The organism is Ruegeria sp. BHSC037, from assembly GCF_059613045.1.
In genome coordinates, this window is the sequence record NZ_JBXWRT010000004.1 from 101,929 (window position 1) to 128,446 (window position 26,518).

At 64.7% G+C, this 26,518-nt stretch carries 25 protein-coding genes and 2 tRNA genes; 19 read left to right on the forward strand and 8 right to left on the reverse strand.

The genetic code is table 11. The annotated features are described in order from the left end of the window. The first annotated feature begins 14 nt into the window (after positions 1 to 14). The 3 genes from AC2FMN_RS05245 to AC2FMN_RS05255 are packed head-to-tail and all read left to right on the forward strand — an operon-like array spanning position 15 to position 4,552. Positions 15 to 2,204, forward strand: a complete 2,190-nt coding sequence (locus tag AC2FMN_RS05245) for a dehydrogenase E1 component subunit alpha/beta (protein WP_496686764.1) — start codon at positions 15 to 17, stop codon at positions 2,202 to 2,204. After that, the gene (locus AC2FMN_RS05250) at positions 2,201 to 3,235 is read left to right on the forward strand and encodes an ACP S-malonyltransferase (RefSeq protein ID WP_496686765.1); all 1,035 of its coding nucleotides are present in this window, start codon (positions 2,201 to 2,203) and stop codon (positions 3,233 to 3,235) included. Before AC2FMN_RS05245 ends, AC2FMN_RS05250 begins: the two co-directional genes overlap by 4 nt. Positions 3,236 to 3,277: 42 nt before the next feature. After that, positions 3,278 to 4,552, forward strand: a complete 1,275-nt coding sequence (locus AC2FMN_RS05255; protein WP_496686766.1) for an NAD(P)/FAD-dependent oxidoreductase — start codon at positions 3,278 to 3,280, stop codon at positions 4,550 to 4,552. A gap of 4 nt (positions 4,553 to 4,556) precedes the next feature. Here AC2FMN_RS05255 and AC2FMN_RS05260 read toward each other — a convergent pair whose 3' ends face one another. Beyond that, a complete protein-coding gene (locus AC2FMN_RS05260; protein ID WP_496686768.1) occupies positions 4,557 to 5,261 on the reverse strand; it encodes an SDR family oxidoreductase in 705 nt (234 codons plus the stop codon). 104 nt (positions 5,262 to 5,365) lie between these two features. Here AC2FMN_RS05260 and AC2FMN_RS05265 point away from each other — a divergent pair, with 104 nt between their 5' ends. After that, the gene (locus AC2FMN_RS05265; protein WP_496686769.1) at positions 5,366 to 6,217 is read left to right on the forward strand and encodes a LysR substrate-binding domain-containing protein; all 852 of its coding nucleotides are present in this window, start codon (positions 5,366 to 5,368) and stop codon (positions 6,215 to 6,217) included. Here AC2FMN_RS05265 and AC2FMN_RS05270 read toward each other — a convergent pair. Further along, positions 6,208 to 7,110 (reverse strand): LysR family transcriptional regulator, encoded by a 903-nt coding sequence (locus AC2FMN_RS05270; RefSeq protein WP_496686770.1) that lies wholly within the window; start codon positions 7,108 to 7,110, stop codon positions 6,208 to 6,210. The two genes, AC2FMN_RS05265 and AC2FMN_RS05270, sit on opposite strands and share 10 nt — an antisense overlap. 75 nt (positions 7,111 to 7,185) lie before the next feature. On the opposite strand from AC2FMN_RS05270, the gene AC2FMN_RS05275 reads away from it, so the two are divergent. From AC2FMN_RS05275 to AC2FMN_RS05295, 5 genes are all read left to right on the forward strand, one after another. After that, complete coding sequence (locus AC2FMN_RS05275; RefSeq protein ID WP_496686771.1) at positions 7,186 to 10,398, forward strand: reductive dehalogenase; 3,213 nt, start codon at positions 7,186 to 7,188, stop codon at positions 10,396 to 10,398. A 126-nt stretch (positions 10,399 to 10,524) separates the two neighbouring features. Next, positions 10,525 to 11,391 carry an FAD binding domain-containing protein gene (locus AC2FMN_RS05280; RefSeq protein WP_496686772.1) on the forward strand — a complete coding sequence of 289 codons (867 nt, stop codon included), beginning with the start codon at positions 10,525 to 10,527 and terminating at the stop codon, positions 11,389 to 11,391. Continuing rightward, on the forward strand, positions 11,388 to 11,867 hold the full coding sequence (locus AC2FMN_RS05285) for a (2Fe-2S)-binding protein (RefSeq protein WP_170435415.1): 480 nt from the start codon (positions 11,388 to 11,390) through the stop codon (positions 11,865 to 11,867). Before AC2FMN_RS05280 ends, AC2FMN_RS05285 begins: the two co-directional genes overlap by 4 nt. Further along, a complete protein-coding gene (locus AC2FMN_RS05290) occupies positions 11,867 to 14,122 on the forward strand; it encodes a xanthine dehydrogenase family protein molybdopterin-binding subunit (protein WP_496686774.1) in 2,256 nt (751 codons plus the stop codon). Before AC2FMN_RS05285 ends, AC2FMN_RS05290 begins: the two co-directional genes overlap by 1 nt. Further along, positions 14,115 to 14,360 (forward strand): MoaD/ThiS family protein, encoded by a 246-nt coding sequence (locus AC2FMN_RS05295; RefSeq protein ID WP_496686775.1) that lies wholly within the window; start codon positions 14,115 to 14,117, stop codon positions 14,358 to 14,360. The genes AC2FMN_RS05290 and AC2FMN_RS05295 overlap by 8 nt, the downstream gene beginning before the upstream one ends. Positions 14,361 to 14,652: 292 nt before the next feature. Here the strand turns inward: AC2FMN_RS05295 and AC2FMN_RS05300 are convergent, their stop codons facing one another. Both AC2FMN_RS05300 and AC2FMN_RS05305 read right to left on the reverse strand, forming a co-directional pair. Continuing rightward, positions 14,653 to 15,798, reverse strand: coding sequence for a hypothetical protein (locus AC2FMN_RS05300; RefSeq protein ID WP_496686777.1), 1,146 nt, complete (start codon positions 15,796 to 15,798; stop codon positions 14,653 to 14,655). A 92-nt stretch (positions 15,799 to 15,890) separates the two neighbouring features. Then, positions 15,891 to 15,965, reverse strand: a tRNA-Thr gene (locus AC2FMN_RS05305). Between the two features lie 83 nt (positions 15,966 to 16,048). On the opposite strand from AC2FMN_RS05305, the gene AC2FMN_RS05310 reads away from it, so the two are divergent. The 10 genes from AC2FMN_RS05310 (at position 16,049) to AC2FMN_RS05355 (ending at position 22,778) form a co-directional block, all read left to right on the forward strand. Continuing rightward, on the forward strand, positions 16,049 to 16,204 hold the full coding sequence (locus tag AC2FMN_RS05310) for a hypothetical protein (protein ID WP_496686778.1): 156 nt from the start codon (positions 16,049 to 16,051) through the stop codon (positions 16,202 to 16,204). Between the two features lie 5 nt (positions 16,205 to 16,209). Next, the gene (murA, locus tag AC2FMN_RS05315; RefSeq protein WP_496686779.1) at positions 16,210 to 17,475 is read left to right on the forward strand and encodes a UDP-N-acetylglucosamine 1-carboxyvinyltransferase; all 1,266 of its coding nucleotides are present in this window, start codon (positions 16,210 to 16,212) and stop codon (positions 17,473 to 17,475) included. Continuing rightward, positions 17,475 to 17,951, forward strand: a complete 477-nt coding sequence (locus AC2FMN_RS05320; protein WP_496679062.1) for a DUF2948 family protein — start codon at positions 17,475 to 17,477, stop codon at positions 17,949 to 17,951. The genes murA and AC2FMN_RS05320 overlap by 1 nt, the downstream gene beginning before the upstream one ends. Then, a complete protein-coding gene (locus tag AC2FMN_RS05325) occupies positions 17,952 to 18,494 on the forward strand; it encodes a GNAT family N-acetyltransferase (protein ID WP_496686780.1) in 543 nt (180 codons plus the stop codon). It abuts the gene before it with no gap. Positions 18,495 to 18,544: 50 nt separating this feature from the next. Then, the gene (gene hisD / locus AC2FMN_RS05330; RefSeq protein WP_496686781.1) at positions 18,545 to 19,846 is read left to right on the forward strand and encodes a histidinol dehydrogenase; all 1,302 of its coding nucleotides are present in this window, start codon (positions 18,545 to 18,547) and stop codon (positions 19,844 to 19,846) included. A 128-nt stretch (positions 19,847 to 19,974) separates the two neighbouring features. Next, entirely contained in the window at positions 19,975 to 20,772 is a 798-nt protein-coding gene (locus tag AC2FMN_RS05335) for a hypothetical protein (protein WP_496686783.1), read from the forward strand. Between the two features lie 83 nt (positions 20,773 to 20,855). Continuing rightward, positions 20,856 to 21,335, forward strand: coding sequence for a UPF0262 family protein (locus tag AC2FMN_RS05340; RefSeq protein ID WP_496679056.1), 480 nt, complete (start codon positions 20,856 to 20,858; stop codon positions 21,333 to 21,335). Between the two features lie 3 nt (positions 21,336 to 21,338). Further along, complete coding sequence (locus AC2FMN_RS05345) at positions 21,339 to 21,797, forward strand: arsenate-mycothiol transferase ArsC (protein WP_496686785.1); 459 nt, start codon at positions 21,339 to 21,341, stop codon at positions 21,795 to 21,797. Continuing rightward, positions 21,794 to 22,192 carry a ketosteroid isomerase-related protein gene (locus tag AC2FMN_RS05350; RefSeq protein ID WP_496686786.1) on the forward strand — a complete coding sequence of 133 codons (399 nt, stop codon included), beginning with the start codon at positions 21,794 to 21,796 and terminating at the stop codon, positions 22,190 to 22,192. Before AC2FMN_RS05345 ends, AC2FMN_RS05350 begins: the two co-directional genes overlap by 4 nt. Beyond that, positions 22,185 to 22,778, forward strand: a complete 594-nt coding sequence (locus AC2FMN_RS05355; RefSeq protein ID WP_496686787.1) for a GNAT family N-acetyltransferase — start codon at positions 22,185 to 22,187, stop codon at positions 22,776 to 22,778. Before AC2FMN_RS05350 ends, AC2FMN_RS05355 begins: the two co-directional genes overlap by 8 nt. A 125-nt stretch (positions 22,779 to 22,903) precedes the next feature. Here AC2FMN_RS05355 and AC2FMN_RS05360 read toward each other — a convergent pair whose 3' ends face one another. The 4 genes from AC2FMN_RS05360 to AC2FMN_RS05375 form a co-directional block, all read right to left on the reverse strand. Continuing rightward, complete coding sequence (locus AC2FMN_RS05360; RefSeq protein WP_496686788.1) at positions 22,904 to 23,875, reverse strand: adenylate/guanylate cyclase domain-containing protein; 972 nt, start codon at positions 23,873 to 23,875, stop codon at positions 22,904 to 22,906. A gap of 610 nt (positions 23,876 to 24,485) precedes the next feature. Continuing rightward, positions 24,486 to 24,562 (reverse strand) — tRNA-Met (locus AC2FMN_RS05365). Between the two features lie 78 nt (positions 24,563 to 24,640). Next, positions 24,641 to 25,621 carry an alpha/beta fold hydrolase gene (locus AC2FMN_RS05370; RefSeq protein WP_496686789.1) on the reverse strand — a complete coding sequence of 327 codons (981 nt, stop codon included), beginning with the start codon at positions 25,619 to 25,621 and terminating at the stop codon, positions 24,641 to 24,643. A 76-nt stretch (positions 25,622 to 25,697) separates the two neighbouring features. Further along, on the reverse strand, positions 25,698 to 26,498 hold the full coding sequence (locus AC2FMN_RS05375) for a PaaX family transcriptional regulator C-terminal domain-containing protein (RefSeq protein ID WP_496686790.1): 801 nt from the start codon (positions 26,496 to 26,498) through the stop codon (positions 25,698 to 25,700). Between the last annotated feature and the right edge of the window lie 20 nt (positions 26,499 to 26,518).

Sequence of the window (26,518 nt, forward strand, 5' to 3'; positions counted from 1 at the left end):
ACCGGGGAAATTAGATGGATCGCGCCCAGATCGTTCACGAAAACTTCATGACCCGCGTTGCCAATCGCGACCTGCCCGCGGGTGCGCCGCCGCGCCCGGGTCTCAGCGCGCCCGAGGCTGTGTCGCTGTTCCGCGCGCAAGTGCTCAGCCGCGCGCTGGACCGCACCAGCCGGGCGATGCAGAAGGCGGGGCAGGGGTTCTACACCATCGGATCCTCCGGGCACGAGGGCATGGCCGCCGTGGCCCATGCCCTGCGCCCGACCGACATCGCCTTTCTGCACTATCGCGACGCCGCCTTTCAGATCGCCCGGGCCGAGCAGGTGCCCGGCCAGCAGATCGCCTGGGACATGCTGTTGAGTTTCGCGTGTTCCAGAGAGGACCCGACCTCGGGCGGGCGGCACAAAGTGCTGGGCTCCAAGGCGCTGATGATCCCGCCGCAGACCTCGACCATCGCCAGCCACCTGCCCAAGGCGGTGGGCGCGGCCTATAGCTTGGGCGCGGCGCGGCGTCACGACCCCGAACACCGGCAACTGCCCGAGGACGGCATCGCCATGTGTTCCTTCGGGGATGCGTCCTCGAACCATTCCACTGCACAGGGGGCGATCAACACCGCCGGTTGGACCAGTGTCCAGTCGATCCCGCTGCCGCTGCTCTTTGTCTGCGAGGACAACGGCATCGGCATCTCGGTCAAGACGCCCAAGGGCTGGATTCAGGCCTCGATGGAGCATCGACCGGGCATCAAGTATTTTCAGGCCAACGGGCTGGACATCTATGAAACCTTCGCGGTGGCGCAGCAGGCGGCCGACTATGTCCGCACCCGGCGCAAACCGGCCTTCCTGCACCTGAAAACCGTGCGGCTTTACGGCCATGCGGGGGCGGATGTGCCCACCACCTATCTCAGCCGTGCCGAGGTCGAGGCCGACGAGGCCAACGATCCGCTGCTGCATTCGGTGCGCCTGTTGGATCAGGCCGGGGCGCTGTCGCCCGAACAGGCGCTGAAGATCTATGAGCAGACCTGCGCCCGCACCGATCGCATCGCGGCCGAGGCCGCCACCCGCCCGCATCTGGCTACCGCCGCCGAGGTCGCGGCCAGCCTGATCCCACCCAAGCGCCTCTGCAAGCCCACCAACGGCCCCAGCGCCGAGGCCCGCGCCGCCGCCTTCGGCAGCGACCTGCGCGCGATGGACGACCCGCAGCCGATGGCGCGCCTGATCAACTGGGCGCTGACCGACCTGATGCTGGAACATGGCGAGATCGTCTGCATGGGCGAGGACGTGGGCCGCAAGGGCGGCGTCTATGGCGTGACGCAGAAGCTGCAGCAGCGCTTTGGCCCCGACCGGGTGATCGACACGCTGCTGGATGAACAGTCCATCCTCGGCCTCGCCATCGGCATGGCCCACAACGGCTTTGTCCCGATCCCCGAGATCCAGTTCCTCGCCTATCTGCACAATGCCGAGGACCAGATCCGGGGCGAGGCCGCCACGCTGCCCTTCTTCTCGAAGGGGCAGTTCACCAACCCGATGGTCGTGCGGATCGCCGGGCTGGGATACCAGAAGGGCTTTGGCGGGCATTTCCACAACGACAACTCGCTGGCGGTGCTGCGCGACATTCCGGGCGTCATCATCGCCTGCCCCTCGACCGGGGCCGATGCGGCGCGGATGCTGCGCGAATGCGTGCGGCTTGCGCGTGAGGAGCAGCGCGTGGTGGTGTTCCTGGAACCCATCGCGCTCTACCCGATGCGCGACCTGCACGAGGGGCAGGACGGCGCGTGGATGACCCGCTATCCCGCGCCCGGCGAACGGATCGCGCTGGGCGAGGTCGGCGTGCATGGCGACGGCACCGATCTGGCGATCGTGACCTACGGCAACGGCCATTACCTGTCGAAACAAGCGCTGCCCGAGCTGGCAGCGGCGGGCCTCAAGACCCGCATCATCGACATGCGCTGGCTGGCGCCGCTGCCCGAACAGGCGCTGCTGGAGGCCACCAGGGGCTGCAGGCACGTCCTGATCGTCGATGAATGCCGCCGCACCGGCAGCCAGTCCGAGGCGCTGATGGCGCTGTTTGTCGAACAGACCGACCTGCCCACCGCCCGCGTGGCGGCCGAGGATTGCTTCATCGCCACCGGCCCCGCCTATGCCGCGCCGCTGCCCTCGCGCGAGGGGATCGTGGCCGCCGCCCTGACCCTGACCGGAGCCCAGAAATGACCCGTACCGCCGTCGTGATCTGCCCCGGCCGGGGCACCTACAACAAGCCCGAGCTGGGCTATCTGCACCGCCACCACGCGCGCCGGATGGAGCTGTTCCGCGAATTCGACGCGATCCGCGCCGAGGCCGGACAAGAGGCGGTGACCGCACTGGACGGCGCGTCGCGCTTCTCGGTCAGCAAATATTCGCGCGGCGACGTGGCCTCGCCCCTGATCTACGCCGCATCGCTGGCCGATGCACAGGCGCTGGCTGAGGATATCGAGGTGGTGGCCGTCACCGGCAACTCGATGGGCTGGTATATCGCGCTGGCCGCCGCTGGCGCGCTGTCGCCCGAAAACGGGTTCCGGGTGGTCAACACCATGGGAACGCTGATGCAGACCCACCTGATCGGCGGGCAGCTGGTCTATCCCTTCACCGGCGACGACTGGCGTGACGACCCCGCCCGGAAGGCCGAGCTTTTCGCCGGGGTGGCGCGCATCAATGCCTTGCCGGAGCATGACCTTGCCCTGTCGATCGACTTGGGCGGGATGCTAGTGCTGGCCGGCAACGAGGCCGGCCTCAAAGCCTTCGAGGCCGCGCAGCCCGTGGTGCAGGAGCGGTTCCCGATGCGGCTGGCCAATCACGCGGCCTTTCACACGCGCCTGCAGGCCCCGGTGGCGCAGGAGGGTCGCCGCCAATTGCCCGCCACGCTGTTCACTCAACCGGACCTGCCGATGATCGACGGGCGCGGCAAGATCTGGTGGCCCGGCGCCACCGATACGGGCGAACTGTGGGATTACACGCTGGGCCATCAGGTGACCGAGCCCTACGACTTCACCCGCGCGGTGCAGACCGCCGCCCGCGAATTCGCGCCCGACCTGTTCATCGTCACCGGCCCCGGCGCCACGCTGGGCGGCGCGGTGGCGCAGTCGCTGGTGCTGGCCAACTGGCGCGGTATGTCCGACAAGGAGAGCTTCCAGGCCCTGCAGGCGCAGGACCCGTTCCTGATCGCGCTGGGGCGCGAGGATCAAAGACCCCTTGCCATCGGCTGAGCCCTCGGGAAATCTGCGCGCGCATTCAAGGACATCCCGCCCATGACCACCGACCCGGAAATCAGCCTGTGGACCAAAACCAGCCGCGAGCGGGTGGACGCCCCGCCCCTGACCGGGTCCGCCACGGTGGACCTCGCCGTGATCGGCGGCGGCTATGCGGGCTGTTCGGCGGCGCTGCACGCGGCGCAGGCGGGGGCGTCGGTCTGCCTGCTCGAGGCACACCGGATCGGCTATGGCGGGTCGGGCCGCAATGTCGGGCTTGCCAATGCCGGACTGTGGCTGCCCCCGGCCGAGATCCGGGGCCATCTGGGCCGCGCGGCGGGCGACCGGCTGATCGCCCTGCTGGCGCAGGCCCCAGCCGAAGTGTTCCGCCTGATCCGTGATCACGCCATCGATTGCGAGCCGGTGCAGGCCGGAACCCTTCACCTGGCCCACTCGCCCAAAGGCCTGCGCGACCTGCAGGCCCGCCACCAACAACTGTCGGCCGATGGTGCGCCGGTCGAGCTGCTGTCCGCGCAGGAGACCGCCCGCCGCACTGGCAGCGAGGCGTTTCACGGCGCCATTTTCGACCCGCGCGCCGGGACGATCCAGCCTCTGGCCTATGTGCAGGGCCTCGCCCGCGCAGCGCAGCAGGCCGGGGCGGCGATCCACGCCAACAGCCCGGTGCAGGCCCTGCGCCACGATGGTGATACTTGGCATCTGGACACCCCGCAGGGTTCGGTGCGGGCCAAGGCGCTGATCCAGGCCACCAACGCCTATCACGCGGGGCTGTCCCACACCCGGCAGGACTATGTGCCGGTCTACTACTTCCAATACGCCACCGACCCGCTGCCCGAGGACACCCGCGCCACCCTGCTGCCGGGGGGCGAGGGCTGTTGGGATACCGGGCTAATCATGACCTCGTTCCGCATGGATCAGGCCGGGCGGCTGGTGATCGGGGCGATGGGCGATCTGGGCCATGCGGGCAGCTTTGCTCATCGCGGTTGGATCACGCGGAAAATGGCGCAGATATACCCCGCGCTGGCCGACCAACCGCTGAAAGACGGCTGGCACGGGCGTATCGCCATGACCTCGGACCATATCCCGAAGCTGGTGCAGATCGGGCCGAACGCGCTGTCGGCGCATGGCTATTCCGGGCGCGGCATCGGGCCGGGCACGGTGTTCGGCCGCATGATGGCCGACAGCCTGCTGTCGGGCGACCCCGCCCGCCTGCCGCTGCCGCCGGTGCCTGCGCACAGCGAAAGCTGGACAGGCCTACGACGCGCCTTTTTTGAAACCGGCGCGACGCTGACGCATCTGGTTAAGGCGCGGTTCTGACCGATCAGACCGAGCGGGTGATCCCGCCATCCACCCGGATGTTCTGCCCGGTGATATAGCCGCCGCCTTCGGAGGCCAGGAACGCGATGACCGAGGCGATCTCGTCATAGCTGCGCCCATAGCGGCCCATGGGGATCTTGGCCTTGAACTCCTCCTTTTCCGGCAGGCTGTCGATGAAGCCGGGCAGGACGTTGTTCATGCGGATGTTCTCGGCGGCGTACCTGTCGGCGAAAAGCTTGGTGAACGCCGCCAACCCGGCCCGGAACACGCCCGAGGTCGGAAAGACCGGGTCAGGCTCGAAGGCCGCGAAGGTCGAGATGTTGATGATCGACCCACCGCCCTGCGCCTGCATGATCGGGGTCACCAGCCGGGTGGGGCGCACGGCATTCAGGAAATAGACCTCCATGCCGCGGTGCCAGTCCTCGTCGGTCAGCTCCAGCACCGGCGCGCGGGGACCGTGCCCGGCCGAGTTCACCAGCACGTCGATCCGCCCCCAATGCGCCATCGCCGCATCCACCAGCCGCTGCAGATCGTCATTCGACTGGTTCGAGCCGGTCACGCCCACGCCGCCCAGCTCAGCCGCCAGCGCCTCGCCCTTGCCGGACGAGGACAGGATGCCCACCTTGAACCCGTCCGCCGCCAGCCGCCGCGCCGCATCCGCGCCCATTCCGCTGCCGCCGGCGGTGATCAGAGCCACTTTGTCCGTCATCTTCGTACTCCGTTTCCATCTGTCGCCAAGATGAAGCGTGGCCGACCGTTTGACCAATCAGTTCTTCTGCCCTATGGCTGTAGAAAATCTATTGTGTGGACGCTATGGCTGCCCTTCCCCCGCTGAACGCCCTGCGCGCCTTCGAGGCGTCGGCCCGCCACCTGAACTTCAGGCTGGCGGCGCAGGAACTGGGTGTCACCCAAGGGGCAGTGGCACAGCAGGTCCGGGGCCTCGAGGCGCGGCTGGGCACTCCGTTGTTCGACCGCCTGCCGCGCGGCCTGCGGCTGACCGAGGCCGGACGGCGGTTCCACGCGCCCCTGCGCCGCGCTTTCCGTCTGATCGAAGAGGCGGTCGATGATCTGTCCGGCCAGCGCCAGATCACCCTGTCGGTCACGCCCAGCTTTGCCTCGAAATGGCTGGTGCCGCGGCTGGGTGATTTCACCGCGCGGCATCCGGATGTCTTAGTGCAGGTCGATGCGCGCGAGCGGCTGGCTGATTTTCAGACGGACGGGGTGGATATCGCGGTCCGGCAGGGCCGCGCACCGTTTGGCGATGGCCTGGTGGCCGAGCCGCTGTTCCCTACCGAATTCGTCGTGGTCGGCAGCCCCGACCTGGCCGCGCAGGTGACATCGGCGCAAGACCTGCTGGCGCATGTACTGCTGAGCGATTCTCATGGCCTTTGGCCGCTGTTTCTGGATCGCGCCGGTGTGCAGGGGCGCCCGAGGATGATGAATTTCAGTCAGACCAGTCTGGCCATTGACGCCGCCGTGGCCGGGCAGGGCTTTGTGCTGGCCAATGCGCCACTGGTCGCCGCCGAGCTGACGACGGGGCGGTTGGTGCAACCGCTGGCGCAGGTGTTGCTGGACGGTCTGGGGTTCCATATCGTCACCCCGCGCAAGCCTCGGCAGCCGGATCTTGTGGCGCTGATGCGCGACTGGCTGCGGGCTCAGGCCTGAAGCGTGGCGGCAATCGCCGCGATCCGCCCCCGCAGCCAGCGATGGGCGGGATCGTTGGCGAACCGCTGATGCCAGACCATGTAGATCGACACCGGCTGACAATCGAAGGGCAGGGGCGCACAGTCCAGTGCCGCCAAAGGCCCTTGTTTCATCAGCGCTGTGTCGGTCGAGATCAGATCGGTGCCCTTCACGAAGGCCGGGATCGCGTTGAAATGCGGTAGAGTCACGGTGGGCGGGCGGATCTGGCTCTGGTCCACGCCGCGCATCACAGCCCGCGCGTTTCGCCCATCGGGAAACCGCACCTCGACATGGTCCGAGGCGCAATAATCGGCCCAGTCGGCGGGCGGGTCGCGCCGTTCGGCGTCGTAGAACACCATCAAACGGCTGCTCACCAGCAGTTTCTGAAAGATGTCGGGACCGTCCGGCGGCAGTGGGGTCAGCATCAGCTGGCACCGGTCGCTGCGCAGCAGTTCCGGGTCAGGCACACCCGAGGGCATGAACCCCAGCCGCAGCCGCACCCCATCAACCCGCGCCCCGCGCAGCAACTGCGGAAAGATCAGCTCGCGCGGCATGTCGTTGGTGGCGATCTGGACGGTGATCTCTTCGGACAGCGGGTCAAAGGGCCGCTCGTCGGTCAGGGCGCGCATCCCGTCCAGCACCCTCTGCACCGGGTCTTTCAGCGCCAGCGCCCGCTCGGTTGCGCGCAGCCCTTGGCCGGACCGCACGAACAGCGGATCGCCAAGCACCTGCCGCAGCTTGGCCAACGTGTGGCTGATGGCCGATTGCGTGACACCCAGCCGGTCAGCGGCCTTCGAGACCGAGTTTTCCTCGAGGATCGTCAGGAAGGTGCGCAGGACCTTGCCGTCTAGGTCCATGAAATCGATTTTCTTCATACCGTTTATTATCTGTCATGAGTGGTATTGCTGTCCATGCCGCGCTAGGGGAAGCTTGGCAACAGGAGGCACGCGATGGGGATCCGCTTTTTCTCGGACAAAAACCGACCCGTTCACATGGGTCCTTATCCGCTCGAGCGGCTGCGGCGACAGGATACGCTGCCCGATCTGTCGGCGCTGGCCCCGATGTCGGTGCTGAGTTTTGACCGCCCCGAGCAGCCCCACAGCATCGTCAACGCGATGGGCGAGTTTCAGGCGATGCTGGACACCATCCGAGATGGCTTCGTCAATCCGGCCCGAGCCGAGATGCCCCATGACCCGGTCGAGCGTGCCAACCACCTGAAGGCATTCGGTTATTTCAACGATGCCTCGATGATGGGCTGCGGGCCTCTGCCGCCGCAGGCGCTGCTGGATCGGCCCCGGCGCAATCCCGATATCGACCGGCTGGCCCATGCGCTGCAGACCCGGCAGACGAAGACCCTGGCCTCGGGGATCGACGTGATCATGGCCGACCTGCGCGACAGCGTGGCAGCCCAGCCCGGGCCAATCACCGCCCATCGCCATGCGATCGTGTTCCTGTACGAACATCACCGCGACCCGGACCCGGCCGAGCCCGGTGCCGAATGGATTTTGGATGCGCAGGACCACCGCGCCTGCCTGCTGGCCACCGAAAACGCGGTGGTGATCGCCAATTACATCCGTCTGTTGGGGTATGACGCGCGGGCGCATTCGGTGATGTCCTCGGACGTGGACCTGCCGCGCCTTGCCGCCGCAGCCGGGTTGGTCTGGGCCGAGGATGGCACCGCCGTGGCCCCTTGGCTGGGGCATCGGTTTGGCTTGGCCGCTGTGACCACCGAGATGGAAATCGCCCATGATCGCCCGCTGGCCCCGCGCGACCGGCAGCCGTGGTTCAGAACCCAAGGCCCCGCGTGGTGGCTGGGCGCGGGCTTCGCCAAAAACGCGCTGAACCGCGACCCTTTCGCCCACCGCCGCTATGCCGATGGCGCGCACCCGTTCGAGACGCTCAAACGCGTGGACAGCCCGACCACCTATATCGACGAGGCAAACGTGGCCCGCGTGCCCAAACGCGCCGATATGTTCGCGCGGGCGCAGTTCGGCGATATGGGCAAACCGCTGCAGGATGCGGCCAAAGGCGGGCATTACGTCCGAAAATCCGCGCCCAGCTTCGCGCAAAGGCGTGCACTGGGGGCGTTCGTCCTGCTGCAGGACGGCGACAGCGCCGATGGCCCCAAACCCAATGACGCAGATCGCAACGCCGCCAACCTGAAGGCGGCCAGCTATTTCCTGGGCGTCGATGCCGTGGGCCTCAGCCGGTGCCCCGAGTGGGCTTGGTATTCCCACGACGCCACCGGCGAGGAAATCGTGCCGCCCCACGATCAGGCCGTCAGCATGATTATCGACCAGGGCTATGAGACGATGGAGGGCGCCTCGGGCGATGACTGGATCAGCGTCGCCCAGTCGATGCGCGCCTATCTGCGGTTCTCGCTTCTGGGCGGTGTGATCGCCCAGCAGATCCGCAACCTGGGCTACAAGGCCAAGGCGCATACGGTGATGGATGGCGAGGTGCTGCAGCCGCCGCTGTTGCTGCTGTCCGGGCTGGGCGAGGTCAGCCGCATCGGCGAGGTGATCCTGAACCCCTACCTCGGCCCGCGCCTCAAGTCGGGCGTCGTGACGACCGACATGCCGATGGCGCATGACAAGCCCATCGACTTCGGCCTGCAGCGATTCTGCGAGAGCTGCAACAAATGCGCTCGCGAATGCCCCTCGGGGGCGATCACCGCTGGGCCCAAGCTGATGTTCAACGGCTACGAGATCTGGAAATCCGACAGCCAGAAATGCGCCACCTACCGGATCACCACGCCCGGCGGTGCGATGTGTGGGCGCTGCATGAAGACCTGCCCGTGGAACCTCGAAGGCATCTTTGCCGAGCGCCCCTTCCGCTGGGCCGCGATGAACATCCCCGCTGCCGCGCCCGCGCTGGCGAAACTGGACGATGCGCTGGGCAATGGCGGGCTGAACGACACCAAGAAATGGTGGTGGGATCTGGAGCTTCAGTCCGACGGGGCTTATCGCCCCACGAAACACCCGTTGAACCGGCGCGGCCTGCAAAAGGATCTGGACCTGAAATACGAGGACCAGACCCTGGCCGTCTATCCCGCCCCGCTTGCGCCGCATCCCTGGCCCTACCCCTTTGCGATGGATCGCGAGGCCGGGATCGCCGCCTATCAGGCCATGGTCACGGCCGAGGAATACAAGGCCCAGCTGGCCGCGGGCGATGTGTCGGTCATCCACCGCTACACCATCTCGGGCGATGCGCCGGTGATGCAGTTGGTGCTGTCTAAGGTCGAAAAGATGACGGCAGATGTCACCAAATACGAGTTTTCCACCCCAGATGGTGCGCCCTTGCCGGATTGGACGGCCGGCGCGCATCTGGATGTGCTGGTGGCGCCGGAATTCCTGCGGCAATACTCGATGTCCGGAGACCCGGCCGACCGCATGACCTATCAGATCGGGGTCCTGCGCGAGGATCAGGGCCGCGGCGGATCGGCCCTGCTGCACCGGATCTTCACGCCGGGCCGCAAGGTGTTCGTGTCAAAACCGATCAACCATTTCGAACTGGACGAAACCGCCACCCGCACCCTGCTGATGGGCGGCGGCATCGGGATTACCCCAATGATCGCCTTCGCCCATCGCCTGCACGCGCTGGGGCGCGATTTCGATCTGCACTATTCCGTCCCCTCACGGGAAAAGGCCGGGTATCTGGCCGATCTGGCTGCCGCGCCCTGGGCGGACCACGTGCATCTGCATGTCTCGGACGAAGGCACCCGCGCCGATCTGGACTCGATCCTGGCGGGCTATCGCGACGGCTGGCATGTCTATACCTGCGGCCCCGACCGGTACATGGAGGCGGTGATGCAGGCTGCCGAACGTCAGGGCTGGCCCGAGGTGGCCCGGCATCTGGAGTATTTCTCGGTGCCCGAGCAGCCCGAATATGAAAACCACCCGTTCACCCTGCGGTTGGCACGGTCAGGGCGTGACCTTGAGGTGCCCGCCGACAAGGACGCGGCGCAGGTGCTGAACGAGGCCGGCATCCATGTCGACGTGAAATGCGCCGACGGCATCTGCGGCGTGTGCAAATGCGGGCTGATCGGGGGCGAGGTCGAGCATCGCGATTTCGTCCTGTCGAACAAGCAGCGGGAATCGGCGCTGATTCTGTGCCAGAGCCGCGCGGCCGAGCCGGGCGGGGTGGTCGAGATCGACCTCTGACCCCGGTCGGAAAGCGACATTTGCAGGCAAAAAAATAGGTCGCGCGGGCCATGGACGCCGCCGCGCGGCTGCTCTAACGTCGCCCCAAACCCAGTGAACCCTGACCAACAGGCGCGAGGTACAATCATGCAATATCACCGCCCCGCCAGCTTTGCCGAAGCTTCGGATCTGGCTGCCCATGCAACGGGCATCACGCGGTTTCTGGCCGGCGGCACCGACGTCTTGGTGCAACTGCGGTCCGAGATCGTGACCCCCGACACCCTGATCGACATCAAGACCATCGACGGGGTGCGCGACATCACCCGCCACGCCGACGGAAGTTGGACGCTGGGCGTGGCCGTCACCGGTGCCGAGATGAACGAACACCCCCAACTGGGCCGAGAGTGGCCTGGTGTGGTCGAGGCGATGGACCTGATCGGCTCGACCCAGATTCAGGGCCGTGCCACGCCGGTTGGCAACCTGTGCAATGGCTCGCCCGCCGCCGATTCCGTTCCGGCCATGGTTGCTGCGGGGGCGAGCGTGACGGTGACCGGCCCCGCGGGCGATCGGGTCGTGGCGGTCGAGGACATCCCGACCGGCCCCGGCAAGACCTCGCTGGCGCAGGGCGAACTGATCTCGGCCCTGCACATCCCGGCGCGGGGCGAGAACGGCGGTGACGCCTATCTGCGCTTCATTCCGCGCACCGAGATGGACATCGCCGTGGTCGGAGTGGGCGTGAACCTGCGCATCGATGGCGACACCATCACCGAGGCCCGTGTTGCGCTGGGCGCCGTGGCGCCTACCGTCCTGCTTGTCGAAGACTGCGCCCGGGCGCTGATCGGCACCACGCTGGATGATGCCGCGTTGGCGGCGCTGGCCGCCGCCGCCTCGGCCGCCTGCAAACCCATCGACGACAAACGCGGCACGATCGAATTCCGCACCGAAGTGGCCGGCGTTCTGGCAAAACGCGCCGCGAAAATCGCCTATGCCCGCGCCAAGGGAGAGACCGCATGACCAAGCATCACGTCACCACCACCGTCAATGGCGACACGGTCGAATACCTGTGCGACGCGCGCGAAACCCTATTGGACTGTCTGCGCGACAAGTTGAACCTGACCGGCGCCAAGGAAGGCTGCGGCACCGGCGATTGCGGGGCCTGCTCGGTCACGCTGGACGGGCGGCTGGTCTGTTCCTGCCTCGTGCTGGGGGTCGAGGCCGAAGGCAAGCAAATCGAAACCATCGAAGGCATGGCCGAGGGCGAAACCCTGCACCCGCTGCAGCGCAAGTTCATCGAACATGCCGCGCTGCAATGCGGGGTCTGCACGCCGGGCGTTCTGGTCGCCGCCAAGGCGCTGCTGGAAAAGAACCCCGACCCGACCGAGGAAGAGGCCCGCTATTGGCTGGCCGGCAACCTGTGCCGCTGCACGGGTTATGACAAGATCATCCGCGCCGTTCTGGACACGGCCGCCGAGCTGCGGGAGGCTTCGTAATGGCACTCGACGATCGCAAGTCGCACTTCACCTTCGTGGGCACCCGCCCGAACCGCCCCGACGGGCTGGACAAGGTCACGGGCCGCGCCCGGTTCGGGGCCGACGTGACCGCGCCGGGCATGCTGTTCGGCGCCATCCTGCGCTCGCCCCACGCCCATGCGCGGATCGTCCGGATCGACACCTCGAAGGCCGAGGCGCATCGGGACGTGAAGGCCGTGGTCACCCGCGCCGATTTCGCCGATGTCCCGTTCAAGCCGGGGCTTGAGGGCGAATTCTGGAACGTTCTGGAAAACGTCATGGCCGGGGAAAAGGCGCTCTATGACGGGCATGCCGTGGCGGCGGTTGCGGCCAGTTCGGCGCTGGCGGCGCGGGATGCGCTCAAGCTGATCGAGGTCGAATACGAGGTGCTGCCTCACGTCACTGACGTGGACAAGGCTATGGCGCCCGACGCACCGGTGATCCGCGAAGGCGCGGCCGATTATTCGGTGCCCGAGGGCATGCATCCCAACGTCGTGCGCTATCACGAAAGCGGTCACGGCGATGTCGAGGCGGGCTTTGCCGAGGCCGATCTGGTGATCGAGGATCACTTCGTCACCGAGGCCACCCACCAGGGCTATATCGAACCGCACGCCTGCCTTGCCTCGCTGGGCGCTGACGGCAAGGGCGAGCTGTGGTGCTGTACGCAGGGCCACTGGATCGTGCAGAAGACCTGTGCCGCGCTGCTGGGGATCGAAACCGCGCAGCTGCGCGTGACCGCATCGGAAATCGGCGGCGGGTTCGGCGGCAAGACCACCGTATTCATCGAACCGGTGGCGCTGGCGCTGTCGCGCAAGGCCAACCGTCCGGTCAAGATCGTGATGTCCCGGTCAGAGGTTCTGCGGGCCACGGGGCCGACTGCCTCGGCCTCGATGGACGTCAAGATCGGCATGAAAAAGGATGGCACCATTACTGCCGCGCAGGGCGTGTTCCGCCTGCAAGGCGGTGCCTTTCCGGGCGCGCCAGGCGACATGACCGCGATGTGCGCCTTTGCCCCCTACAACCTGACCAACGTGCGCCAGGTGGGGTATGACGTGATGTCCAACCGCCCGAAACAGGCCGCCTATCGCGCGCCCGGCGCGCCGATGGGGGCGTTTGCGGTAGAGTCGGTCATTGACGAGCTGTGCAAGAAATTGGGCCTCGATCCGATCGAGGTGCGCCTCAAGAACGCAGCGCGCGAGGGCACCAAGGCCAGCTATGGCCCCACCTATGACCGGATCGGCCTGGTCGAGACGCTCGAGGCCGCCAAGGCCCACCCGCATTATTCCGCGCCGCTGAAGCCGGGTCAGGGGCGCGGCATCGCCTGCGGGTTTTGGTTCAACCACGGCGGCGAGACGTCGGTGTCGCTGGCCCTGTCCGAAGACGGCTCGGCGCAGCTGATGGTCGGTACGCCCGATATCGGCGGCTCGCGCGCGTCGATGGCGCTGATGGCGGCCGAAGTGCTGGGCATCCCGTACGAGAACATCCGCGTGACCATCGCCGACACCGCCACGCTGGGTTACAACGACGTCAGCCACGGCTCGCGCGTGACCTATGCCAGCGGTCTGGCCACGATAAAGGCGGCGCAGCACGCGGTCGAGAAACTGTGCGAACGCGCGGCGGCCAAATGGGGCATCCCCGTGGACGCGGTGAAATGGGAAAACGGCTGCGCGGTGCCATCCGGCCCCAACGCGGGCGACTTCGACCCGCTGCCGCTGGCCGAGATCACCGCTGACATGGGGCGCACCGGCGGCCCGATCTCGGGGCATTTCGAGGCGACCCCCGAAGGCGCAGGCGTGTCCTTTGGCACCCATATCGTCGATGCCGAGGTCGATCCCGAAACCGGCAAGACCACTATCACCCGCTACACGGTCATCCAGGACGCAGGCAAGGCGATCCACCCCGCTTATGTCGAGGGCCAGTACCAGGGCGGCGCTGCGCAGGGCATCGGGTGGGCGCTGAACGAGGAATACATCTATGGCGAGGATGGTCGGCTGCAGAACCCCGTGTTCCTCGACTATCGTATTCCGGTGGCCAGCGACCTGCCGATGATCGACACGGTGATCGTCGAAGTGCCCAACCCCGGCCACCCGTTCGGCGTGCGCGGCGTGGGTGAAACCGGCATCGTGCCGCCGCTGGCGGCCATCGCGAATGCGGTTTCGAACGCGGCGGGCGTGCGGATGCGGCAACTGCCGATGTCGCCGCCGCGCATTCTGGCCGCGCTCAAGGACAATGGTTGAGGTCCATCTCTGGTCCGGCCTCCGGTCTCTGACCGGGGGTCAGGAGGTGGTCGAGGTTGAGGCCGAGACAACCGGCGAGCTGCTGCGCGAACTGGTGCGTCTCCATTCGCAATTGCAGGCGCCGATCGATGCGGGCGTGTCCATTGCCGTCAATGGCAGGATCATTGCAGCGGGTCTGTCCGAACCCATTCCCGACGGGGCCGAGGTCTATCTGATGCAGAGGTTGCGGGGCGGCTAGGCGGGGAAAGACACGGTCATTTCGGCGACAGGGCCTGATGATCGGTCCTTCCCCTGGCCCTGCCGAAGTACCCCCTCGTTAAAAAAACACCATAAAACAGATCAGCAGGGGTGAGTTCCACCTGTATCCGAATATGGGCATATGTGGTGCCGAAAGGTGTCATAATTTTGTGATTTTGCCCGTTTGCATCCTGACGTCGCGTCAACATGACGCTTCGGTTCGTCATGGCCAGCGCGCTGCTTGAATCTGGAGGATGCAGAGGCAAACCGTGCGATTTTGGCGCGGAAATTGGTCAGTCTGCGGCCCGTTTTCCAAAGATCCGTGTAAACCAGCCTCTATTTTTCTGCGGAGGTGCAGCAATCGGTTCGGGGCTGGTTGCCGGCTGGTAGTCCTTGAAGATTTCAAAACCCTGCTGGGCAGTGTTCAAGGCGCTTTCCAGAAGCCTTTCTTCTTCGGGGTCGAAAATACCTCGGGCGGCATTCTGGAATGCTTGGGCAAAAGGCTGGTCAATATTCAGATGGTCAGGTGCAGGTTTCTGTTTCGTGGTCGCCTGCAGCGAGACGTTGAACCGTGCCTCGATCAGGGGGCGTTCTTCGTCCCATTTTGCAAGCACATCGTCAAAGACCTTGGCGGGAAGAAAGGTCTTCTTCGAATCGTCGACTTCGTCCCCGACGCTGAAGAACCGGGACTGGCTTTCATCGTTGCGCTTCTTGTTGAACACGCCCAGTTCTTTTCGGCAGCCCATCAGCACAAGTCCGGTCTTGTAGCCGAATGATTTGGTGTTGGCGTATTGTTCTGGCCCGTCTTCCAGATGCGGGATGTTCAGAGCCTGACAGAAGTCGCGCACGACTCCGGTCCGGGCCGCATGTTCGTAGGAGCGAACCAGCGTCGTTCCGTGCCGAGCATATTCTGTGAGCGAGTCTATATATCCATACTGAACATATCGTCTGGCAAATCCCGGCAGAGACTTCAAAAACCGGGAATACGGGTCATCGCTTCCGGTGATGCTTTGCAATACTCTGGAGTTGATGAAGTCAACGGGGTGGCGCAGGTAGGCCAGAAAAATGACTTCGATGTTTTTGGGCAGGCCGGAAAATACTTCGGTACGAAGGCCTTGCACAGAATTGAAGAGGGTCTCATCCGAGATCAGAAAAGAGTGCAAGTGTTCGGACTCGGCAAACTCGCGAAGTTCCTGTGCCCAATCGATCGATGTGGCCGGGACGTCCCGCCTAGGCGTTTTGAAAAAATACTCTGACCCGTCAATTTGGGGGACGCCAATCGGGTTTCCATTTGCACCTTTCGGGCGCCTGGACAGATCGAACGGAAAGGCGATGCCTGCCTCCCGCAGCTGCGGAGCATGTCTGACAAGGTACCTTTGAATGGATGTCGTGCCCGTTTTGGGCAGCCCTACATGAAAAACAAGACGTTTCGGAGTCATGGAAATACCTCTGCTGCGGGTTGGGTACAGCACTACACCGTGCCGCGCAAGCTACGCCGCAACACGTCTAAATCCCACAATTTCAAGAGAGATGGTGCTGCTGGAGAGAATTGAACTCTCGACCTCTCCCTTACCAAGGGAGTGCTCTACCTCTGAGCTACAGCAGCGTTGTGGGCGGGTGATTAGACTCAAACGAAACGGGGCGCAAGGGTCTCTGGACGGTTTTTTTCACCTCCTGTAGAGAAAGATCATGTCAGACAAAAATTCACCCAAAAAACACGGCAAATCCGGCGATACGCGCGAGGATCGGCTCAAGGCCGCTCTCAAGGCGAATCTCGCGCGGCGCAAGGCGCAGGCCAAGGCGCGGGCGGGCTCGGACGGCAAGGCCGGTCAGAACAAGGGCTAGAGCAGATGGATTCGATTCTTGTAACGGGCAACGGGCCGCTTCATGGCCGAATCCCGATCGCGGGGGCAAAGAATGCCTGCCTCACACTGATGCCGGCCACGCTGCTCAGCGAAGAACCGCTCACGCTGACCAACGCGCCGCGTCTGAGCGACATCAAGACCATGACCGCGCTGCTGCAGTCGCTGGGGGCCGAGGTGTCGGCCCTGCAGGACGGGCAGGTTCTGGCGATGTCCAGCCACGACCTGACCAGCCACACCGCCGATTACGAGATCGTGCGCAAGATGCGTGCCTCGAACCTCGTTCTGGGGCCGCTCTTGGCGCGATTCGGTCAGGCGGTAGTGTCGCTGCCCGGCGGCTGCGCCATCGGAGCGCGGCCGATGGACCTGCATGTCGAAGGGCTGGAAGCCCTGGGCGCTGAGATTAAGCTGAAGGACGGCTACTTGCACGCCAAGGCGCCGAACGGGCTGAAGGGCGCGGTGCATGAAATGCGCTTTGCGTCGGTGGGGGCCACCGAGAACATCGTGATGGCCGCGACGCTGGCCAAGGGCACGACGGTTCTGAAAAACGCCGCGCGCGAACCCGAGATCGTCGATCTGGTGCAATGCCTGCGCAAGATGGGCGCGCAGATTCAGGGCGAGGGGACCTCGACCATCGAGATTCAGGGCGTCGACCGGCTGCATGGCGCGACGCACCAGGTGGTGACCGACCGGATCGAACTGGGCACCTACATGCTGGCCCCCGCCATCTGCGGCGGCGAAGTCGAGCTGCTGGGTGGCCGCCTGTCGCTGGTCGAATCCTTCGTGGAAAAGCTGACTGCCGCCGGGGTCGATGTCGAGGAAACGGAAGCGGGCCTGAAGGTCTCGCGCAGAAATGGCCGGGTGCGTGCGGTCGACGTGGTGACCGAGCCGTTCCCCGGCTTTCCCACCGATCTGCAGGCGCAGATGATGGCGCTGATGTGCACGGCCGATGGGGTTTCGGTGCTGGAGGAGCGGATTTTCGAGAACCGCTTCATGCACGCCCCCGAACTGGTGCGGATGGGCGCACAGATCGAGGTGCATGGCGGCACCGCGACGGTGACCGGGGTCGAGCGCCTGAAGGGCGCGCCGGTGATGGCCACCGATCTGCGGGCCTCGGTCTCGCTGATCCTGGCCGGTCTGGCGGCCGAGGGCGAAACACTTGTCAGCCGGGTCTATCATCTTGACCGCGGATATGAGCATGTGGTCCGCAAGCTGGAAGGCGTGGGCGCCAAAATCGAACGGATCAAGGGCTGATGGCAGACGCAACATTTGAAGATGGGCGCGAGGCGCCGCTGAACCTGGGCGCGTTGGACGCCGACGACCTGCGGGTGATCGCGGCGCTGGGGCAGGATGCCGTCTTTCCGGCCAGCGAGATGACCTGGCAACCGGCCCGCCGCCGCTTCGCCCTGCTGCTCAACCGGTTCCGGTGGGAAGACAAGGAGGCCGCCGAGCGCCGCGACCGCCCCTACGAGCGGGTGCAGTCGGTGCTGGTGTTCGATTCGGTCCTGGCGGTGGCCAGCCAGGGCATCAACCGGTCCGACAAGGACCTGATCCTGTCGCTGCTGGATATCGAGTTCCACCCGGCCGAGGACGGTGCTGGCGAGGTGCTGCTGACGCTGGCCGGCGATGGCGCGATTCGTCTGACGGTCGAGGCGCTCGAGGCCACGCTCAGGGACGTCACGCGCCCGTACCGCGCGCCCTCGGGGCATGCGCCCAAGCACCCGGTCTAGGTGAGGAACAAGCGCGGGATATCCCAGACCTTCTCGGGTGCGCCGAAAGGCGCTGAAATTCGCCGTGCCACCGTGTTCGACGTGTTCGAGATGCGTCGGGTTCTGACCCGCTCGATCGAGAGGCTCTGCACCAAGGATCACGGCAACGCCCCGGACGTGATTGCCCGCTGGACGGCGAACAAGACCCCGCAGGCGCTGCGGGACGACCTGCCGAACTCGGATAGCGAGGTCTGGCTGTTGCTGGGGGATGGCAGGCTGGCCTCGGTCGGGGCGCTGGGCGAGGTTGAGCCGGGGCGGGGCACCGGGCGGATCACCCTCAACTATGTTGACCCGGATTTCCTGGGGCAGGGCGCAAGCTCTGCCATGCTCTCGCATCGCGAATCGCGCCTCTCGGCCCTCGGCGTGACCGAGGCGCGTGTCACCAGCACCGCCGCCGCGCGCCGGTTCTACTTGTCGCGCGGGTGGGTGGACACAGGACCGCCGGGCGCTGGATCGTCGGATACCCGATGCGCAAATCGCTGCACCCCTGATCTAAGCCCTTGAGGCGCGGGCCGCCCCCGGATATTCCCCGCAGGACTGCCGGAGACACCATCATGCCCGTTTTCCTTGATACCACTGCGCCCGACTTCGAAACCGCCTTCGCCGACCTGCTCTCGGCCAAGCGCGAGGACAGCCCGGACGTGGACGCGGTCGTCGCGCAGATCATAGCGGACGTTCGGTCGCGCGGCGATGCCGCCGTGATCGAGCTGACCGCGAAATTCGACCGGCTGGAGCTGACGCCGGAAACCCTGGCCTTCACGGCCGGGGAAATCGATGCCGCGATCGAAGATGTCGCGGTCGAGGACCGCGCGGCGCTGGAACTGGCTGCCAAGCGTATCCGCGCCTATCACGAACGCCAGATGCCGCAGGATCGTGAATGGACCGACGAGGCGGGTGCGACCCTTGGCTGGCGCTGGTCGGCGGTGTCCGCCGCGGGGCTTTACGTGCCGGGCGGGCTGGCCTCTTACCCCTCGTCGGTGCTGATGAACGCGATCCCGGCCAAGGTTGCGGGGGTCGAACGTCTGGCCATCGTGGTGCCCACGCCGGACGGACAGGTCAATCCGCTGGTCCTGCTGGCCGCGCGCCTGTCGGGCGTTGACGAGATCTACCGCATCGGCGGCGCGCAAGCGATTGCGGCGCTGGCCTATGGCACCAAAACCATCGCGCCGGTGGACAAGATCACCGGGCCGGGCAACGCTTTTGTCGCGGCGGCCAAGCGGCGGGTGTTCGGCAAGGTCGGCATCGACATGATCGCGGGCCCCTCCGAGATCTTGGTGATCGCCGACAAGGACAACGACCCCGACTGGATCGCGCTGGACCTGCTCAGCCAGGCCGAGCATGACGAAAGCGCCCAGTCCATCCTGATCACCGACGACGCCGCTTTCGGCCGCGCGGTGGCCGAGGCGGTGGACAAGCGGCTGGAAACGCTCGAGCGCCGCACGATCGCCGGGGCCAGTTGGCGCGACTATGGCGCCATCATCACCGTGCGCGACCTGGACGAGGCCGCGAACCTTTCGAACCGCATCGCTCCGGAACACCTGGAACTGTGCGTGGCCGATCCGGTGGCGCTCAGCCAAAAGACGATCCACGCCGGCGCCATTTTCCTGGGCCAGTACACGCCCGAGGCCATCGGCGACTATGTCGGCGGCCCGAACCATGTGCTGCCCACCGCGCGTTCGGCGCGGTTCTCGTCGGGCCTTTCGGTTATGGATTTCCTCAAGCGCACCACGCTCAGCCGCATGACGCCCGAGGCTCTGCGTGCCATTGGCCCGGCGGCCGAGCAGCTTGCGCAGTCGGAAAGCCTTGAGGCGCACGGGCTATCGGTGGGGGCGCGGCTCAAGCGGCTGAACGGGTGATCTAGGGACAATTGCGGTGGGGTCACATCCGGCCCGGGACTGCCGCGGCCGGCGCAAAACCACTTGCGGTGGTCGTCCGACCCGTGCGTTTTAACCGGTGATGTCTTAGGACAAACCCGGAGCCGAAATTGGAACGTGTCGCAACCCTCTGGATCGGAGAGCGCTTCAGCTTTCTGGAGCATCTGTGCCTGAAGTCCTTTGCCGATCTCGGCCAGACTCCGATCGTCTATCATTATGGCGAGTTGCAGGACATTCCGAGTTACGTCGAGGCCCGCGACGCACGCGAGATTTTCGATACGCCCGAGATCTATCGCGATCCGATCACGCGGTCGGTCGCCGTGCACGCGGACCTGTTCCGCCTGAAACTGCTGCAGCAGACCGACCAGATATGGGTCGATGCCGACGCCTATGCGGTCAAACCTTTCCAGACCGATCAGGGCTATTTGTTTCCAGCGGCCAACCGCAGGCGGCAACGCATCATGAATGGCGTTCTTGCCCTGCCGATCGACAGCCCGGCCCTGGCCGAAATGTGCGCCTTTGCCTTTGACGGCGATCTGGTGCCGCCCTGGTGGCCCGAGGAACAGCAGCGCGCCTATCTTCAGATCTTCGGGCGCTCGACCTATTGGAGCCTGCCGATCTTCAGCTTTGGCCCGCCGATGTTGTTTCACTACCTTTTCCCGACGCCGGAACATGCCAAGGCCGTCTCGCGGAAATCGCTGTATGCGATTCCGCTGCGCCACCGGGCACTGTGGAACGAGCCGGATCAGGACAAGCTTGAGTTCCTGGACTGGCAGAACCAAACTTCGATCCATTTCTACGGGTCCTGGTTCCGCAAGATATTCAAGGACCGCGACATCAATCCCGGCTCGCTGGTTGACACCTTGCTGCGCAAGCACGGCATCGACCCCAACGATCACCCCATCTAACCTTGCGTCCGGCCGGTTTCGCGCGTTGTCCCGCGGGCATAGGTGCGCTAGGTCTGGCCTGACCTGAACGGAAGTCGATGACCATGACCCGCATTTCGCATATCGAACTGGACGATCGAAACCTGCCGCCGCCCACACCGGAAATCGAGCAGGAGCGCAAGGTCGCCATCTATGATCTGCTCGAGGAAAACTCGTTCACGCTGCCCAAGCGCGACGACCGAGTGGTGCCCGATGGCCCCTATCACCTGCAGCTGTCGATCCGCGACAAGCGGCTGGTGTTCGACGTCAGCACCGAAGATAGCCAGAAAGCCGCCGAGTTCCACCTGTCGCTGGGCCCGTTCCGGCAGGTGGTCAAGGACTACTTCCAGATCTGCGAAAGCTACTTCGATGCGGTAAAGACCCTGCCGCCCAGCCAGATCGAAACCATCGACATGGCCCGGCGCGGCATCCACAACGAAGGCAGTCGGGTCCTGCAGGAACGGCTGGAGGGCAAGGCCGAGATCGACGCCGATACCGCCCGCCGCCTGTTCACGCTGATCTGCGTGCTGCACTTCGGAGGTTGACGGGTGAAGCCTCTGCCGCATTCGGTCCTGTTCTGCTGCGACCACAACGCGGTGCGCTCGCCCATGGCCGAAGGTATCATGAAGAAATTCTATGGCACGGGCACCTACGTGCAGTCGGCCGGTGTGCGCAACGACTTGGAAATCGACGGGTTCAGCATCGCCGTCTGCCAAGAGATCGACGTGGAACTGTCACGCCACCGGTCGCGGTCGTTCGACGAGATGCAGGAATGGGGCGACGATCTCAGCTCCTTCGATCTGATCGTGGCCCTGTCGCCAGCCAGCCAGCGCAAGGCGCTGGAACTGACGCGGGTTTTTCACCTGGATGTCGAATACTGGCCAATAATGGACCCTACCGGACTGGGCGAGACGCGCGAAGAAAAGCTACACCACTACCGTCAGACCCGCGATCAGATTATCAAGCACCTGAAGGATCGCTGGGGGGAACCTACGGAGATCGCATGACCCAGACTGTCCAAGCCTATTTCGATGCCTTCAACGCCGGGGATGTGGCCGGCATGCTGACCTGCCTGTCCGACGACGTGGCCCATCACGTGAACGAAGGCCAGATCCGCGTCGGCAAAGACAAATTCGCCGAATTCTGCGCGCATATGAACCGCTGCTATCGCGAGACCCTGACCGACATTGTGATCTTCGAGGCCGAGGGCGGCACCCGCGCCGCCGCCGAATACATCGTTAACGGCACCTATCTGGAAACCGATGCCGGCCTGCCTGCGGCCTCGGGTCAGACCTATCGCCTGCCCGCCGGGTCGTTCTTTGACCTCGAGGACGGCAAGATCACCCGCGTGACCACCTATTACAACCTGGCTGACTGGGTGAAGCAGGTGTCGGGTGGCTGAGGTCACTGCCGTCCGCCCCCTGACCGGCGAGGCGTTGTCGGCGGCGCTGGACGACGTGGCGCGGCTGCGCATCTCGGTGTTCCGCGACTGGCCCTATCTCTATGACGGCGATCTGGACTATGAGCGCAGATACCTGCAATCCTATCGTGACAGCGACCGGGCGATCGTCGTCGGCGCCTTTGACGGCGACCGGCTTGTGGGGGCCGCGACCGGCGCGCCGCTTGCCGACCATGCCGAGGATTTCGCAGCCGCTTTCGACGGCACCGGGCTGGAGTTGTCGAAGATCTTCTACTGCGCCGAATCCGTACTGCTACCCGAGTATAGGGGGCAGGGCGTCGGACATGCGTTCTTTGATATGCGCGAGGGTCACGCGCGGGGCTTGGGCTTCGCCAAGTCTGCCTTCTGCGGCGTGCAGCGTCCGGACGACCACCCGATGCGGCCCGCAACCTACCGCCCGCTGGACGATTTCTGGCGCGCGCGCGGGTACAGGCCGCTGCCCGGGGTGATCGCCCAGTTCTCGTGGAAGGATCTGGGCGAGGCATCGGAAACCCTAAAGCCTTTGCAGTTCTGGATCAGGGATTTGTGAGGCGGCTCTGCACAAGCTTTCAGGTGTTTCGATCAAGCATGGATCTTGGAGTTCGGATGAACGACCGCTGTGCAGGCGTTTCGTTCATTCGGCGATGACCACATTCGGCCTGCGCAACGTCAAATTTACCGTTTCCATTCCAGCCTATGAAGCAAATGCCTTCCTTCAAAACCTTTGAAAAACACAGATACGGGCTCTGAAAACTTCATGTCCGGAGCGTTCTCAGCCATGGTGCATGTGGCGTTGGATACCAAGATCTGACCAGCAGAGGCCATGGTTGTTATCCTGGCAGCCTTGTTTACCACAGCACCAAAGAAGTCACCGCGATTCTGAACGACTTCTCCGGTGTGGATGCCGATGCGCAAACCAAGTTGCGGGTCCTGATTTTGGGAAACAACGGCCTTCTGCATTTCAACGGCAGCTTTCAAGGCTTGCTGTGCCGAAGGGAAGCTCGACAACGTGCCATCTCCAAGGGATTTCACGAACTGACCGCCCTGCGCCTCCACGATGTCTGCAATATCGCGAAAGTGGTCATTGATCAGGCTCGACCAGCGTGCATCGCCCAACGCAGCCGCCAATTCCGTGCTGGCTTCCAGATCGGTGAACAGGATCGAAGCCAATCCCTCAGATTGTTCCAGCTTCGGACCTTCGTCTCTCGCCGCATCGACCAGCCGCTGTATGGCTGTTTGTTCCGTGCCCATATGAACAGCGTTTGGTACTGGTGCAGAACCATGTCGCTGAACTATTTTCCACCGGGCCCCATCCAAAACAAACACGTATGTTTCGCGTTGAAGGCTGGGTTCGGGCAAACCTGAAAAGTGGACCCGATAAACGAAAGACGCCCAGCCGGTTTCGCCGTTCTCGAACGCCTCGGCCTCGATTTCTTCCACGGCAAGTATGTCAGGCACTTCGCTGAAAAAGTCGGCAACCCCTTCGCTTACAACCGAACCGTTCCAATATTCGTTCTCGGCCGTGCCAATGAAGCGCATTTCTTCGGCGGTAGAGAAAAAGCCCGGCAGAATTTCGGTGTTGCGGGTGAGGATGGCCTGATGCATCCGGCGCGAAATCGCAAGCAACTCTGGAGACGGCCGTATCATCTTGCTGTGTACGGCGGTCTGAGCAGATTTGTGGCTTCGCGTTCTGGCACAATCAACTCCGATGGGGTTACCCAGACTATGCTGATGGTCAGCGTTTCACCAATCAAGGTTTATTTGTTCCGGAGAATCGATGGTGTCGGCTTCGATCTCACATCAGCATTGGCGCTTTCTTCGTATCGATCAGGGCAATTCATCTATACACTTCTCGCCTGTAGCCCATAGCTTTGCCGGACCTGTTTCTGCGGTGGGGCCGGCAGGGTCCAGTCGAAATCTGCGATCGAGCACGCCCTTTAAGGGTTCGAGGAAGGGCCCCTAAATGACAAAACAAAGCGTCTTGGCAAAGCCGATCCTGGCATGGGGCGGATCCAGACGCTGGCTCAAGCGAGCGTTGTGACGCCGATCGTCGACTACATAACATGTGACCCTGAGGCGGAGCGCAACAAACGCTACAAAGTTATCTTCGGTATCCGAATCCGAAAGCACGTGAAGCCGTGCGCAGTTCTATCTCGGAGATCGCTGTCTCTCCGGCCGAGGAAAACGGTGTGCCGGTCGAGGTGAAGGGGCGGCTCAGCGCCTTCGTTTCAGACCGTTCGAAACAGGTGGGAGGTGGTGGTAGCGGAGGAGGGACTTGAACCCCCGACACGCGGATTATGATTCCGCTGCTCTAACCAACTGAGCTACTCCGCCAAGGTGAGTGGCGATTTACGGGAGGTGCCCGAGAGGGTCAAGAGGGAAAAATACTCAATCCACCAGATTTCTTTCTGGTCAGGCCTGTCTCGGTTTGGAAGGCGTCGGGTCGGTTCGCGGAGCATTGTTTGCGACGCGACGGACGAAATCTGCGCAGTCATCGGGCGCCGTCATCGGAATCATGTGGCCCCGCCCTGCAAGCCGCTCGTACACGAGACCGAAGTCAGCCATGGATGCGCCTTGGCATTCCGGCGACAGGATCGGGTCGTCGGCGCCGAACAGGATCCCGCCGGGAACCCGCAAGTCGCCATAGCGCGCGACCTGCGAGTCAATGCTCGCGTCCACACCGGCCAAATCTTGCGATCCGGTCACATAGGCCGACGGCCGCAGGCCCAGGGCGCCCCCGGCGCGGTCCAGAAAGTCATCCGGCGCCGGCTCGGGGGCGAAGGCCTGGTCGATGACATGCGGCGCCGTGAGTCTGGCCAGCGGCACCGCGATCGTGTTGGCGATCAGATGGCGCACCCTTTCGCTGCGGATCTCCAGCGCCTTGAAGATGGCAGGGGTCTCGGGCACCCGATGCGTCAACGGCGCCAGCAAGGCCAGACCGCGGACGTGGTTGGGGTAGTCCAGCGCCATGGCCAACGAAACCGCTCCGCCAAGGGAGTGTCCGACCAGAAGCGGGTCTTTGACGTGGATCGCCTGCAGGAACTCGTGGATCATGCGGGCTTGTTCGGGCAGGGTTGCCAGCCGCGCGCAATCTCGGGTCGAATACCCGCAGCCGGGACGGTCCAGCGCGATCACGTAATACCTGTCGGTCAGCCGGTCGGCCATTTCATAGGTGAAGTGCTGCAACTGCCCGGTCAGCCCGTGGATCATCACAAGGGCCGGTCTGGACGGGTCGCCCGCGGCGACATAGTGGATACTGCCACCGTCAACCGGCACGATCCGCCCCGCCTGCGGCACGCGTCTGGTGCCTGTCTTCGTCAGGTAGCGTGTCCACAGGTGCAGCCCGATGAGCAGCAGGCAGACTGCGGTCACGGCGATCGGCAGCAGGGTCATCGGCAGGGCCTCGTGTCAGGGCGTGTCGCCCATGAGGATAGGCCAAGAGCGGCACCAAGAGGAACCCACCGCCGGATCAGTCGTCATTCAGGTCGCCGGGCCGGGGGCGCGGCAGTTGGTCCAGCAGGCGGAACACCTGCGCACGACAGGCCGGGCCGGTCCAGTCCGGCGGGCAGAAACCGTCGGGCAGGTCGGGCAGACGCAGAACGACGCGCCGCCACCGGTGCACGATCAACGTGCGCAGGGTGCCGATCTGACAGGGCGTGGGCTCCCAACTGGCCGTGCGCTCTTGGGACACGTGGCGGACGGTCTCGTGCAAGGATCGGCAAGCCGCGCGCAGATCCGACGGGAACAGCTTTTCATGCACCCATTGCGGAACCGAGCGGGCAGTAACCTCAAGGATCAGCAGCTCGTCCTGGTCCTCGGGCGGTGCCCCCGATCCCAACGCGGCGTTGCGCGCGATCGGCGTGTAATCGTGGCTGAGCAGAATGTCCTCGAGCAGCCGGGTGCCGGTGCCATCCTCGGCGATCAGAAGGTGCAACGGCGCATCTGGCGCAGGGTCGCGGGCATAGATGCGCGGGGTGACCCGGGCCGACTGCGTGCGGCCATATTCGGTCAGGAAATGCATCGAGACGCGCCCGATCCGGTCGCTTTCGATCCAGCCATCCTTGCGCAGACGGTGCAGGGCGACGCGGATCGCCTCGGGCTTGATGCCCATCGGTTCGATGATGCGGCCCAGCGCCCCACCCGATATCTTGGCGCCGCGCTCCTGCGCCATGTCGCCGAACAGCGACACGATGATCGACCAGACCCGCTGATTCTGCGGGTCGGCCAATTCGGCCACGGCCTTGGTGAACCACGGATGCGCGTTGGTCATACACTCAGTCTATCCGGCCT